Source organism: Bradyrhizobium sp. HKCCYLRH1030, from assembly GCF_051168395.1.
Classification (GTDB): Bacteria; Pseudomonadota; Alphaproteobacteria; order Rhizobiales; family Xanthobacteraceae; genus Bradyrhizobium.
The window spans coordinates 867,056-879,090 of the sequence record NZ_JBNPUY010000001.1 but is presented as its reverse complement, the minus strand read 5'-3'; the positions used below and the strand labels follow the sequence as shown (position 1 = coordinate 879,090).

Here is a 12,035-nt window from a genome sequence, read left to right as displayed (position 1 = left end):
GCCGCGAGATCGCGGGACATGTTGAATCGTTGGAATTCGCTTCGACGTCGCCGTGTCGTATACGGTGGCGGCCGGTCGAGGCCGGTCCGCAAAGAGACGCGCGCGCAGAGTTGGTGATGTGAGTGCTTGCAAAGCTGTTTGAAGGCCCGGTCGTGGTGGCGGCGTCCAGCCTCTCGCTGGCGGAGGATGAGCTGTTTCCCGAAGAGCGCGCGCATATCCAGGCCGCGGTCGCCAAGCGGCGGGCCGAGTTCGCGACCGCGCGGATCCTGGCGCGCAGGGCGCTGGCGTCGCTGGGAGCTTCGCCGGTCGCGCTCGTCCCGACGCCGGATCGCGCGCCGGTGTGGCCGCCGGGCTATGCGGGAAGCATCTCCCATTGTGCCGATCATTGCGCCGTGGCCGTGGCCCGAAGCAGGGATGTCCCGTCGCTTGGACTGGATGTCGAGGACCTGCGCGAGCTCGATCCGTCGATGCGCGATCTTGTGCTCACGCCGGCCGAGCGGCAATGGCTTCGTGGCCAGCCCGACGCGTTGCAGCCGATGCTGCCGATCGTGATCTTCAGCGCCAAGGAAGCCTACTACAAATGCCAGTATCCGCTCACGCGCGGCTTCCTGGATTTCCAGGATGTCGAGCTCGCGATCGCATGGGCGGCGGGCACGTTCGAGGTGCGTGTCATGAGAGAGGACTGGCCGGCCGCCGTTGCTCGCCTTGCCGGACGCTTCCTCATCGCTGACGGCCGGGTCAGTTGCGGCGTGACGTTGGCGAAGGGCTGATCACGCGGATGCAGCCTGGAGTTGGGCCGCGCCTGCGTCCTGGCGGCGGCGCCGGAGAGCCGCGCCATCGCCATTCCCGGCAAACCTCCGGACGACGAGCAGCTTACCGCAGTCGCTAAACATGATGCGCTGCAAACGTCGCGAAAACGCGCTTGACATGTTTAGTCATTCGCAATCTACTAAACAAAATACTTAACTCGGACGGATGATCCGAGGGCCAGGGGAAACGCTTGCGGCTCGCGCTGTCGTTGTGACGGCGCCGCTCGCCGCGGGCCATGCATCGCCGTCACCCACGCGAAGCGGGGACGGCGCCAACAGGGAGGGAGTGCCAGATGAAGTTGCTGCAGACATTTGCACTGGCGGCGACGGTCGCCGCCGCGACCGTGCTCGGCGCGTCCGCGCCGGCACGCGCCGAAGGAAAGACGATTACCTTGTGCTGGGCCGCCTGGGATCCGGCCAATGCGCTGGTCGAGCTGTCCAAGGACTTCACCGCCAAGACCGGCGTCAACATGAAGTTCGAGTTCGTGCCGTGGCCGAACTTCGCCGACCGCATGCTCAACGAGCTCAATTCCAAGGGCAAGCTGTGCGACCTGATGATCGGCGATTCCCAATGGATCGGCGGCGCGGCCGAGAATGGCCAATACGTCAAGCTCAACGAGTTCTTCGACAAGGAAGGCATCAAGATCTCTGATTTCATGCCGGCCACCGTCGCCGGCTACGCCGAATGGCCGAAGGGCTCGCCGAACTACTGGGCGCTCCCGGCGATGGGCGACGCCAATGGCTGGACCTATCGCAAGGACTGGTTCGCGCGGCCGGAGATTCGCGAGGAATTCAAGAAGAAATTCGGCCGCGAGCTCGAGGTGCCGAAGACGCAGGAAGAGCTGAAGGACATTGCCGAGTTCTTCCAGAAGCGGGTGATCGACGGCAAGACCGTCTACGGCGCGGCCATCTTCACCGAGCGTGGCTCGGAAGGCATCACCATGGGTGTCACCAACGCGCTCTATCCGTTCGGCTTCAAGTACCAGAACCCGAAGAAGCCGTATGACATGCAGGGCTTCGTCAACTCGGACGATGCGGTGAAGGGCCTCGAATTCTACAAGGCGCTGTACAAATGCTGCACGCCGCCCGGCTATTCCAACGGCTACATGCAGGAAGGACTCGATGCCTTCAAGTCCGGCCAGGTCGCGCTGCAGATGAACTGGTTCGCCTTCTTCCCGGGCCTCTATAAGGATCCCAATGTCGGCGGCGACAAGATCGGCTTCTTCGTCAACCCCGCGCAGAAGGAGAAGGGCTCGCAGCTCGGCGGGCAGGGCATCTCGGTGGTGGCGTATTCGCCTAACCGCGCCGAAGCGCTCGAATATATCAAGTGGTTCGCCGCGCTCGACACCCAGAAGAAGTGGTGGGCGCTCGGCGGCTACAGCTGCCACAAGGGCGTGCTCAACGATCCCAACTTCAAGAACACCGCGCCGTTCGCCGCCGACTTCCTGGTGGCGATGGACCAGGTGGTCGACTTCTGGGCCGAGCCGTCCTACGCCCAGCTTCTGCTCGCGATGCAGAAGCGCGTCCACGACTATGTCGTCGCCGACCAGGGGACCGCGAAAGGCGCGCTCGACGGGCTGATCGCCGACTGGACCAAGGTGTTCAAGGAGGACGGCAAGCTGTGATGGAGGCGGCACCTCCCGCGCAAGCGAGATCCGCCACGACAATCCCTCCGGCGAGCTTCGGCTTGCCGGGCGGACCAGCCAGTCTCACCGCCAGCCCGAAGCCGCCAGTGAAGCAGCCCCTCGCATGACCGACCAAACCGGACTGAGCAGCCTCGTCGACCGCGCCGCCCTGGTGACGCCGCCCGCCGTGGCGGGGCGCGTGCGCGGCCTGTCCGAGCGCGCCATCGCCTGGCTGTTCATCATGCCGACCATGCTGCTGCTGCTCGCGATCAACATTTTCCCGTTGATCTGGACCATCCGGCTGTCCTTCACCAATTATCGCGCGAACCGTCCGAACGCCACCGTGCTCGATGTCGGACTCGCCAACTACCAGTCGATCCTGACCGATCCGGACGTCTGGGCGGCGATGACGGTGACCGCGCGCTTCGTGTTCTGGACCATCCTGATCCAGACCGTGCTGGGCTTCACGCTAGCGTGGCTGATCGACAAGAAATTCCGCGGCCACGGCCTGTGGACCACCTTGATCCTGCTGCCGATGATGCTGTCGCCGGCTGTGGTCGGCAACTTCTGGACGTTCCTCTACCAGCCGCAGATCGGGCTCTTCAACTACGTCATCTCCGCCGCGACGGGCGCGCCCGCATCGTCTTTCCAGATGCTGGCGCAAGTGCCGCTCGCGCCCTGGGCGATCGTCATCGTCGACACCTGGATGTGGACGCCTTACGTGATGCTGATCTGCCTTGCAGGTCTCCGCTCGATTCCCGACTACATCTATGAGGCGGCCGAGGTCGATCGCGCCTCGCCGTGGCGGCAGTTCTGGTCGATCACTTTGCCGATGGCGCTGCCGTTCATCATGCTGGCGGTGCTGTTCCGCGGCATCGAAAACTTCAAGATGTTCGACATGGTCAACCTCCTGACCGGCGGCGGTCCAGGCTCGACGACCGAGGTCGCCTCGATCACCCTGAAGCGCGAAGCCTTCGAGAAGTGGCGGACCGGCTATTCCTCGGCCTTCGCCATCATCCTGTTCGTCACCGTGTTCGGCCTCGCCAACATCTACGTCAAGGCGCTCAACCGGGTGAAAAGCCGATGACCGGTCTCGCAACCGCCCATTCCGTCGTCGATCCGTCGCCGCTGACCAAGCGGATCGCGGCAACCGTGGTGATCGCCTATGCGCTGATCACTCTGGTGCCGCTGCTGTGGATCTTCATGACCGGCTTCAAGTCGCCGTCGGACGCGATCGCCTATCCGCCGAAGCTCGTCGCCGAGCCGAGCCTGGAGGGCTATTGCAACCTGTTCACGACCCGGACCCGGCAGGCGCCGGAGTACATGGCCAAGCTGCCACCGGCTGCCAGTCTGTGCGACCGCATCTCGCGCGGCCGCAACATGGTGGTCGCGGGTCCATCGAACTACATCCCACGCTACGTGAATTCGCTGGTGATCGCGTTCGGCTCGACGGCGCTGTCGGTCGTGCTCGGCACGCTGGCGGCCTACGCGTTCTCGCGCTTCAAGGTGCCGTTGAAGGATGATCTGCTGTTCTTCATCCTGTCGACCCGGATGATGCCGCCGATCGCGGTCGCGATCCCGATCTACCTGATGTATCGCGAGCTCGGCCTGTCCGACACGCGGCTCGGCATGATCCTGCTCTATACGTCCGTCAACATCTCGCTCGCGGTCTGGCTGCTCAAGGGATTCATGGACGAGATCCCGCGCGAATACGAGGAGGCGGCGATGGTCGACGGCTACACCCGCCTGCAAGCCTTCTTCAAGGTCGTGTTGCCGCAGGCCACCACCGGCATCGTCGCCACCGCGATCTTCTGCCTGATCTTCGCCTGGAACGAATATGCCTTCGCGGTGCTTCTGACCTCGGGCACGGCGCAGACCGCGCCGCCCTTCATCCCGATCATCATCGGCGAGGGCGGCCAGGATTGGCCGGCGGTCGCGGCGGGCACCACGCTGTTCCTGATCCCGATCGTCGTGTTCACGGTGCTGCTGAGAAAACACCTGTTGCGCGGCATCACCTTCGGAGCGGTGCGCAAATGAGCGAGATGGCGCAAGATCAGCCGGCCGATGCGGCGCACTCGCGCTGGCCACGGGCGCTGCGGCGCGGCCCGATGGAGACGCTGGCGACGATCCTCATTGCGGCCGGCGTGCTGATGCTGCTGCAGCCGTTCGCGCTGGTGCTCTACACCTATTCCTTCATCACCACGCTCGCTGGCGTCGTGATGTTCACCATCGTCTCCAAGTTTCCGGACTGACGCCATGGCCGAGATCCGGATCGAGAATCTGTTCAAGGAGTTCGGCGGCTTTGCCGCCGTGCGCGGCACAAGCTTCACGATCGCCGACGGCGAGTTCTTCTGCCTGCTCGGTCCGTCCGGCTGCGGCAAGACCACGACGCTGCGCATGATTGCAGGCCTGGAGCTGCCGACCTCGGGGACGATCAGGCTCGGCGGCGAGGACGTCACCTTCCGCCGCGCGCGCGAGCGCGACATCGCCATGGTGTTCCAGCTGTTCGCGCTCTACCCGCACATGAACGTGCGCCGGAACATCGCTTTTCCCCTGGTCTCGATGGGGGTGCCCAGGGCGGAGATCCGGCGGCGGGTCGAGGAAGCCGCGCGCATCCTGCGCATCGACCATCTGATCGACCGACCGGTGAGCGGGTTGTCGAGCGGCGATCGCCAGCGCGTCGCGCTCGGCCGCGCCATCGTCCGGGAGCCGAAAGCGTTCTTGATGGATGAGCCGCTCGGCGCGCTCGATGCGGAGTTCCGTCACATCATGTGCGGCGAGCTGCGCGCCCTGCACGACCGGCTCAAGGCCACCACCGTGTTCGTGACTCACGATCAGCTCGAGGCGATGTCGATGGCCGACACGATCGCGGTGATGAATCGCGGCGTCGTGGAGCAGCTCGGAACGCCCCAGGAGATCTACGACCGTCCCGCCACCATGTTCGTCGCAGACTTCATCGGCTCGCCGGCGATGAACTTCATCCGCTTCGCGGGCAGGCTTGGCGCCGGCACGAGCTGCGTGCGGATCGACGGCGCCGAGATCGGCGTGCCCGAGCTGCGCGAGGATGCCGGGAGCGACGAGTTGGTTCTCGGCGTGCGGCCCGAGCAGGTGGCGCTCAGCGCCGAAGGCGGGCTGCGCGGCGAGGTGTTCGGCGCCGAATATCTCGGCACCACCCAGATCATCACCGTCACGACGTCTCATGGCATCGTCAAGGCGCGCGCGCCCGCGGCGGTCCGGGTGCAGCGTGCGGAGCCGGTCGGGCTCAGCTTCCGCGCCGATCGGCTGTCGCTGTTCGACGCCGCCACGGGCCGTGCGGTCCGCACGGCGCTGTATGAGCAGCCGGTGAGAGGAGGGCGCCATCATGGCTGAGACGCGGCTCAACGCCGTCAGCAAGTCGTTCGGTCCCAAGCCGGCGGTACGGGATCTGTCGCTGACCATCCGCGACGGCGAGCTCGTCGTGCTGCTCGGGCCGACCGGTGCCGGCAAGACCACGACATTGCGGCTCGTGGCCGGCCTCGAGATGCCGGATCGCGGCAGCATCACCATCGGTGGTGTCGACCAGACGAGGGCGACGCCGGCCGCGCGTGACGTCACGTTCGTGTTCCAGCAATATTCTCTCTATCCGCATCTGTCGGTGTACGACAATCTGGCTTTTCCACTGCGCTCGCCTGTGCGCAAGATTGCGGAGTTTGAGATCAGGCGCATCGTCGGTGACGTCGCGGCGATGCTGCGGATCGAGGACAAGCTCGGCAACCGCGCTACTCAGCTCTCCGGCGGCCAGATGCAGCGCGTGGCGATCGGCCGCGCGCTGGTGCGCAGACCTGCGATCGCGTTGCTAGACGAGCCGCTGTCCTCGCTCGACGCCAAACTGCGTTCCGAGCTGCGCATCGAGCTCAAGCGTATCCAGCAGGATCTCGGCGCCACCATGCTCTACGTCACCCACGACCAGATCGAGGCGATGACGCTCGCCAACCGCATCGGCGTGATCGAGCAGGGCCGGCTGGTGCAGGTCGGCAGCCCGCGGGAGGTCTATGAGGATCCGGCCAATACCTATGTGGCGACCCGGCTCGGCAGTCCCGGCATCAATCTGCTGCCGCGCGGGCTGTTTCCGGATCTTGCGGTGCCGGGCGACGTCGAGACGATCGGCGCGCGCACCGAGCACATGACGGTCCGGCGCGCCGAGAGCCGTGCGGACGCACGGGTGAAATGGATCGAGCATCTCGGCGATCAGAATCATCTGCATATCACGCTGCAGGACCAGACCATCGTCAGCCTGGTGGAGCCGGATACGGAATTGAAAGTCGGCGACTCCGTCGCTATCGAGTTCACCCGGCCGCTGCTGTTCGACCGGGCGGGCCAGCGGGTGAGATAGACAATGGACCAGGCGTTCAAGCGCAAGGTGATCGTGGCGATGGCCGATGTCATCATCGCCCATGCCGAGGAACTGACCGCGCTCGACTCGGCGATCGGCGACGGCGATCATGGCCTCAACATGAAGCGCGGCTTCGAGGCCGTGCTCGCCGAAGTGGACAATATCTCCGCCAAGCCTCTTCCCGAGGCGCTGAAGGCGGTCGGCATGGCGCTGGTCATGAAGGTCGGCGGTGCGTCCGGTCCGCTCTATGGCACGCTGGCGATGGGACTTGGCAAGGCGCTGCCATCAGAGCCCTCTGCCGCCGAAGCGGCGGCGGCGCTCGGTCGCGCCATCGCGGACGTCAAAGCGCGTGGCAAGTCGGAAGCAGGTCAGAAAACCATGCTCGACGTCTTGATCCCTGTGCAGGTCGCTTTTGCGGCCGGTGGCGACGATCTCGCCGCTCGGCTGCCCGCGATCGCTGCCGAAGCCGCCGACGCGACGGTGCCGATGCTGGCGATCCGCGGCCGCGCTTCGTTTCTCGGCGAGCGCTCGATCGGGCACATGGATCCCGGCGCGCGCTCGTCCAGCCTGCTGGTGCAGGCGATCTGCGGCGTATTCAACGAGGCCTGGACATGAGTGAGCAGAAGAATGTCGGCATCGTCATCGTGTCGCATTCCGCCAAGGTGGCGGAAGGCGCGGCCGACATGGTCCGGCAGATGGTCGGCGACAGCGTGCCGCTCGCGGCGGTCGGCGGCAATGCCGATGGCGGGCTTGGCACCGATGTCGGCGCCATCATGGGCGCGATCGACAAGGCGTGGTCGGAGTCGGGCGTTGCGATCCTGGTCGATCTCGGCGGCGCCGAGACCAACAGCGAGATGGCGGTGGAGATGATGCCGGAGGAGCGGCGCGAGCGCATCGTGATCTGCAACGCGCCGCTGGTCGAAGGCGCCGTGATGGCGGCGACGGAAGCCTCCGGCGGCTCGCCGCTCGATGCGGTGCGCGCGACCGCCGAAGAGCTGATGGGCGGATGAGCAGGAACGGCAATGGCTGACGGTGGAGAGATCGGCATGCAGGAAGCGAAGGCGCATGCGCTGCTGACCAACGAGGTCGGGCTGCATGCGCGACCCTCGGTCAAGCTGACGCAGCTCGCCAAGCGCTTTGCGTCGAGCATCGAAGTCGCGATCGCGGCCGACGGGCCCTGGACCGACGCCAAGAGCCCGGTGAAGATCATGCGCGTCAAGGCGGCCAAGGGTGAGACGCTGTTCCTGCGCGCCAACGGAACTGATGCCAAGGCGGCCATCGCGGCGCTTGTCGATCTGGTCGACCGCAAGTTCGACGAGGAGTGACGATGGAGCGGCGCATTTTCGGGCGTGGAGCGTCGGACGGGTTGGCCATCGGGCCCGCCGCGATCCTGCATGCGCTGGAGGGCGCCAGCCGGAGCAAAGGGGCGATCGCGGAGGAGCATGAAGCGCTCGCCACAGCGGTCGCACATGCACGCGAGGCCGTGGCCGAACTGATCGGCAGGCTCGAGGGAGACGCGGCCGAGCTGATCGGCTTTCAGCTCGCGCTGCTCGAAGACGACGCGCTGACAGAAGCGGCTTACGTCCAGATCGAGGGCGGCGTCGCTGCGGATGCGGCCTGGCGCGCGACGATGGCGGAGGAGATCGCGGGATACGAGTCCGCTGAGGACGAGTATTTTCGTGCTCGCGCCAGCGACCTCGGCGACATCCGGGACCGCGTGCTGCGGCACCTGTTTGGCCTGCCGCAGAACGGCGAAGTGCAGAAAGGGGCGATCGTCGTCGCGCATGATCTGGCGCCATCGGCTTTTCTCGCCATCGACTGGACCAGCGGCGGCGGCATTGCGCTCGGCGAGGGCAGCCCGACCAGTCACGTCGCGATGCTGGCGCGCGGCCGCGGCGTGCCGATGGTGGTCGGGCTCGGTCACGATTGGGACAAGCTGACAGGGGATTTGCTGGTCGATGGCGGTCGCGGTGTCGTCATTGCCGATCCCAGTGCGCAGCGTATCGCCGCCGCCCGGGCGGAGGATGCGACCGCGTCGCGCCGCAAGGCGGACGCGATCGCGCGCCAGCACGAACCGGCACTGACGCGCGACGGCACCCGCGTCTCGGTGCTCGTCAACATCTCCGGCCCTGCCGACATGACGCTGCTTCCGGCCGCAGCCTGCGACGGCATCGGTCTGGCACGCACCGAGTTTCTCACCGGCAACCTGCTTCACGACGAGGAGGCACAATATCACGCCTATGCCGAGCTCGTGCGCTGGGCCGAAGGCCGGCCGGTCACGATCCGCACGCTCGATGCCGGCGGCGACAAGCCGATTCCGGGCTACACGATCGATGGCGAGAGCAACCCGTTTCTCGGCCTTCGTGGCCTCCGTCTGTCCTTGCGTCACCCCGAGATCTTCCGCGTTCAACTGCGCGCGCTGGCGCGCGCCGCTGCGCTCGGACCGCTCAAGGTGATGCTGCCGATGGTGACCAATGCAGCGGAGCTGGACGTGGCGCGTCGCCATCTCCGCGCCGTGCTCGCCGACTTGGCCGCCGGCAACGTCGCTTTCGCCGCGCCGGCCTTCGGAATGATGGTGGAGGTGCCGGCTGCTGCGTTGGCAGCGCATGACTTCGCTGCGGACTTCTTCTCGATCGGCACCAATGACCTGACCCAATACGCGACCGCTGCTTCGCGTGACGGCGCCGAGGTCGCCGACTATGCCGACGTGCTGCATCCCGGGGTGTTGGCGATGATTGCCCATGTGGTGCGCGCTGGTCGCGCGCGGGGCGTGGAAGTCTCGATCTGCGGCGACGCCGCCGGTGATGTCAGAGCCATGCCGGCGCTGCTTGAGCTCGGTGTGCGCGCGCTGTCGGTCGCGCCGGGCCTGCTGCCGCTGGTGAAGGCGGCGATCCGCGAGCTTGACCTCGCCAAGGGCACGGAAAAGACCGCGGAAGAGGGCGCATGAGTGACCAGGATGCATCGGGGGCCGCGAGTCCGCTCGCCGAATACAAGGCGATCCTGCGCGCGGTGATCGACAGCCGTCCCTCCGGTACACGGCAGCGGCTGGCGGAGGCGATCGGCAAGAATCGCAGCTTCATCTCGCAGATCGTCAATCCGGCCTATGCGACGCCGATCCCGCTGCAGCATCTCGAGACCATCTTCCACATCTGTCACTTCTCGCCGCATGAGCAGCAGGCTTTTCTGACCGCCTACCGCGCCGCCCATCCGGGCCGGCTGGACGAGGTCGAGGCGCAGCGGCCGATGCGGCGCCTCGTGGTCGAGCTGCCGGACTTCGGCGACCCCGCGCTCAACGCCCATGCCGACCGCATCATCACCGGCGTCGCGCGCGGCATCACCGCGCTGATCTCAGCCAACGAAAACAACGATGACGCCGAACCGGGAGGGAAGCCATGAAGAAGCTGATCAATGCCGTTTCCGACGTGCTGACCGAGAGCCTGCAGGGTTTTGCCGCCGTGCATGGCGACATCGTCACGCTGGGCGAGGACAACAAGTTCGTTCGCCGCAAGAGCCTCAAACCGGGCAAGGTCGCGCTGATCTCCGGCGGCGGCTCCGGCCATGAGCCGCTCCATGCCGGCTTCGTCGGGCCGGGCATGCTCGATGCCGCCTGTCCGGGCCAGGTGTTCACCTCCCCGACGCCTGACCAGATGCTCGCGGCCGCGCAGGCCGTGGACACCGGCGCGGGCGCGCTGTTCATCGTCAAGAACTACGAAGGCGACGTGATGAATTACGCGATGGCCGCGGAGATGATGGAGGGCAAGGTCGCGACCGTCATTACCGACGACGACGTCGCGGTCGAGACCTCGACCTATTCGACCGGCCGCCGCGGCGTTGCCGGCACGCTGATCGTGGAGAAGATGCTGGGTGCTGCGGCCGAGCAGGGCCGCGATCTCGACGCGCTGAAGGCGCTTGGTGACGACGTCAACAGGCGCACCCGCTCGATGGGCGTGGCGCTGACCTCATGCACGGTGCCGGCCGCGGGCAAGCCGACCTTCACGCTCGGCGAGGACGAGATGGAGATGGGGGTCGGCATCCATGGCGAGCCCGGCAGGCGCCGGGTCAAGCTGGCGTCCGCGGACGCCATCGCCGAGGAGATGATGGGCGCGATCCTGGCCGATCTTGCAGCGAAGCCCGGGACTCCGTGCCTGCTGCTGGTCAACGGCTTCGGGGCTACGCCAGCGATGGAGTTGTACGTGATGGCCAATGCGGCGCGGCGCATCTTGGAAGGGCGCGGGCTCGCCATCGCGCGCGGGCTGGTCGGCTCCTACGTCACCTCGCTCGACATGGCCGGCTGCTCGCTCACCGTGACCGCGCTCGATGATGCGTCGCTGGGACTGTGGGACGCGCCGGTGCACACCGCGGCGCTGCGCTGGGGCTGCTGAAGCAATGCGTGCTCAGCGGATCTCGTTCGAGTAGTAGTGTTGCGCCGTCGTGGCGCGGTGCTGGCTGAGGATCGCCAGCGCGCCGGTCTGGTCGAAGGCCTCCTCGTCGATCACGAGCACGGCGCTCGGAGAGGGCAGGCCGAGCAGCTTGCGGTCCTCCTTGGTGGCGACCTCGGCCGTCACCTTCTCGCGCACCGCAGCGATCCGGATGCCATAGGCCTCGAGCAGATGGCGGTAGATCAGGGCAGGGACCTTCTTCGGCTCGGCCGGAAATCCCGCCACGCGGCTCGCGACCATCGAGATCCGCGAATGCAGCACCGGCGCGCCAGCGACGCGGCGGATGCGATGAAGATGCAGCAGCGGCCCGCGCTCGGCCATCGCGAACAGCGCCGCTTCGTCTGGCTCGGCGGCGCGTGTCGTCACCGACAGCACCTCGGCCTCCGAGTGCAGCAGGCCGCCGTCCGCGCCGAGCAGGCGGAAGTACTGGAAGAAGAAGCTGAGCCCATGCTGCGACGCGCGGCCCGTCACCACCGTGCCGGTCTTGCGCCGGCGCATCAGCATGCCGCCCGCGGTGAGATCGGCCAGCGCGCGGCGGATGGTGCCGACGGCGACGCCATATTGATTGGCGAGCGCGACCTCGCCGGGCAGCACCGTCCCCGGCGGCATGTCGCCGATCAGGATCGCCTCGGCGATCTGGCGCTTGACATGCTCGTAGAGCGGCACCGGAAGCGCGCCTGGACCCGCCCCCACCCCGTCTGCCGCTTTGCTGGCCACAGCTGCCTTTTTCATGGAATTGACAAACGCCGCGTTGTGAATTTTATTTCTATATAGAATATAGGATAGAGCT

At 66.4% G+C, this 12,035-nt stretch carries 14 protein-coding genes; 13 read left to right on the top strand and 1 reads right to left on the bottom strand.

The window, feature by feature from the left end; all coding sequences use genetic code 11:
- Positions 1-122 precede the first annotated feature (122 nt).
- From ACQR1E_RS04035 to dhaK, 13 genes are all read left to right on the top strand, one after another.
- The gene (locus ACQR1E_RS04035) at positions 123-770 is read left to right on the top strand and encodes a 4'-phosphopantetheinyl transferase family protein (RefSeq protein ID WP_316194089.1); all 648 of its coding nucleotides are present in this window, start codon (positions 123-125) and stop codon (positions 768-770) included.
- Positions 771-1,102: 332 nt separating this feature from the next.
- Positions 1,103-2,434, top strand: coding sequence for an ABC transporter substrate-binding protein (locus ACQR1E_RS04030; RefSeq protein WP_315749849.1), 1,332 nt, complete (start codon positions 1,103-1,105; stop codon positions 2,432-2,434).
- A 124-nt stretch (positions 2,435-2,558) separates the two neighbouring features.
- The gene (locus tag ACQR1E_RS04025) at positions 2,559-3,521 is read left to right on the top strand and encodes a carbohydrate ABC transporter permease (RefSeq protein ID WP_434896701.1); all 963 of its coding nucleotides are present in this window, start codon (positions 2,559-2,561) and stop codon (positions 3,519-3,521) included.
- The gene (locus ACQR1E_RS04020; RefSeq protein ID WP_315712568.1) at positions 3,518-4,471 is read left to right on the top strand and encodes a carbohydrate ABC transporter permease; all 954 of its coding nucleotides are present in this window, start codon (positions 3,518-3,520) and stop codon (positions 4,469-4,471) included. The genes ACQR1E_RS04025 and ACQR1E_RS04020 overlap by 4 nt, the downstream gene beginning before the upstream one ends.
- On the top strand, positions 4,468-4,686 hold the full coding sequence (locus ACQR1E_RS04015; RefSeq protein ID WP_315827443.1) for a hypothetical protein: 219 nt from the start codon (positions 4,468-4,470) through the stop codon (positions 4,684-4,686). Before ACQR1E_RS04020 ends, ACQR1E_RS04015 begins: the two co-directional genes overlap by 4 nt.
- 4 nt (positions 4,687-4,690) lie before the next feature.
- Positions 4,691-5,803: an ABC transporter ATP-binding protein gene (locus tag ACQR1E_RS04010; protein ID WP_434896700.1), complete on the top strand. Its 1,113-nt coding sequence runs from the start codon at positions 4,691-4,693 to the stop codon at positions 5,801-5,803.
- Entirely contained in the window at positions 5,796-6,806 is a 1,011-nt protein-coding gene (locus ACQR1E_RS04005; protein ID WP_434896699.1) for an ABC transporter ATP-binding protein, read from the top strand. Before ACQR1E_RS04010 ends, ACQR1E_RS04005 begins: the two co-directional genes overlap by 8 nt.
- Positions 6,807-6,809: 3 nt before the next feature.
- Positions 6,810-7,421: a dihydroxyacetone kinase subunit DhaL gene (dhaL, locus tag ACQR1E_RS04000; RefSeq protein ID WP_315712561.1), complete on the top strand. Its 612-nt coding sequence runs from the start codon at positions 6,810-6,812 to the stop codon at positions 7,419-7,421.
- Positions 7,418-7,816 (top strand): dihydroxyacetone kinase phosphoryl donor subunit DhaM, encoded by a 399-nt coding sequence (dhaM, locus tag ACQR1E_RS03995; RefSeq protein WP_284416623.1) that lies wholly within the window; start codon positions 7,418-7,420, stop codon positions 7,814-7,816. Before dhaL ends, dhaM begins: the two co-directional genes overlap by 4 nt.
- A gap of 12 nt (positions 7,817-7,828) precedes the next feature.
- Positions 7,829-8,131: an HPr family phosphocarrier protein gene (locus ACQR1E_RS03990; protein ID WP_434896698.1), complete on the top strand. Its 303-nt coding sequence runs from the start codon at positions 7,829-7,831 to the stop codon at positions 8,129-8,131.
- A 2-nt stretch (positions 8,132-8,133) separates the two neighbouring features.
- Positions 8,134-9,753 (top strand): phosphoenolpyruvate--protein phosphotransferase, encoded by a 1,620-nt coding sequence (gene ptsP / locus ACQR1E_RS03985; protein WP_434896697.1) that lies wholly within the window; start codon positions 8,134-8,136, stop codon positions 9,751-9,753.
- Entirely contained in the window at positions 9,750-10,202 is a 453-nt protein-coding gene (locus ACQR1E_RS03980; protein WP_315712557.1) for a hypothetical protein, read from the top strand. Before ptsP ends, ACQR1E_RS03980 begins: the two co-directional genes overlap by 4 nt.
- On the top strand, positions 10,199-11,188 hold the full coding sequence (dhaK, locus tag ACQR1E_RS03975; protein ID WP_434896696.1) for a dihydroxyacetone kinase subunit DhaK: 990 nt from the start codon (positions 10,199-10,201) through the stop codon (positions 11,186-11,188). The genes ACQR1E_RS03980 and dhaK overlap by 4 nt, the downstream gene beginning before the upstream one ends.
- A 12-nt stretch (positions 11,189-11,200) precedes the next feature.
- Here the strand turns inward: dhaK and ACQR1E_RS03970 are convergent, their stop codons facing one another.
- Complete coding sequence (locus ACQR1E_RS03970; protein WP_434896695.1) at positions 11,201-11,977, bottom strand: GntR family transcriptional regulator; 777 nt, start codon at positions 11,975-11,977, stop codon at positions 11,201-11,203.
- Positions 11,978-12,035: the final 58 nt, after the last annotated feature.

Excerpts from the sequence above, each read along its gene's own strand:
- ACQR1E_RS03970 (WP_434896695.1), bottom strand. The coding sequence starts at position 11,977 with ATGAAAAAGGCAGCTGTGGCCAGCAAAGCGGCAGACGGGGTGGGGGCG.
- ACQR1E_RS04005 (WP_434896699.1), top strand. The coding sequence starts at position 5,796 with ATGGCTGAGACGCGGCTCAACGCCGTCAGCAAGTCGTTCGGTCCCAAG.
- dhaK (WP_434896696.1), top strand. The coding sequence starts at position 10,199 with ATGAAGAAGCTGATCAATGCCGTTTCCGACGTGCTGACCGAGAGCCTG.
- ACQR1E_RS03990 (WP_434896698.1), top strand. The coding sequence starts at position 7,829 with ATGGCTGACGGTGGAGAGATCGGCATGCAGGAAGCGAAGGCGCATGCG.
- ACQR1E_RS04030 (WP_315749849.1), top strand. The coding sequence starts at position 1,103 with ATGAAGTTGCTGCAGACATTTGCACTGGCGGCGACGGTCGCCGCCGCG.
- ptsP (WP_434896697.1), top strand. The coding sequence starts at position 8,134 with ATGGAGCGGCGCATTTTCGGGCGTGGAGCGTCGGACGGGTTGGCCATC.
- ACQR1E_RS04015 (WP_315827443.1), top strand. The coding sequence starts at position 4,468 with ATGAGCGAGATGGCGCAAGATCAGCCGGCCGATGCGGCGCACTCGCGC.
- ACQR1E_RS04020 (WP_315712568.1), top strand. The coding sequence starts at position 3,518 with ATGACCGGTCTCGCAACCGCCCATTCCGTCGTCGATCCGTCGCCGCTG.
- dhaM (WP_284416623.1), top strand. The coding sequence starts at position 7,418 with ATGAGTGAGCAGAAGAATGTCGGCATCGTCATCGTGTCGCATTCCGCC.
- ACQR1E_RS03980 (WP_315712557.1), top strand. The coding sequence starts at position 9,750 with ATGAGTGACCAGGATGCATCGGGGGCCGCGAGTCCGCTCGCCGAATAC.
- dhaL (WP_315712561.1), top strand. The coding sequence starts at position 6,810 with ATGGACCAGGCGTTCAAGCGCAAGGTGATCGTGGCGATGGCCGATGTC.
- ACQR1E_RS04010 (WP_434896700.1), top strand. The coding sequence starts at position 4,691 with ATGGCCGAGATCCGGATCGAGAATCTGTTCAAGGAGTTCGGCGGCTTT.
- ACQR1E_RS04025 (WP_434896701.1), top strand. The coding sequence starts at position 2,559 with ATGACCGACCAAACCGGACTGAGCAGCCTCGTCGACCGCGCCGCCCTG.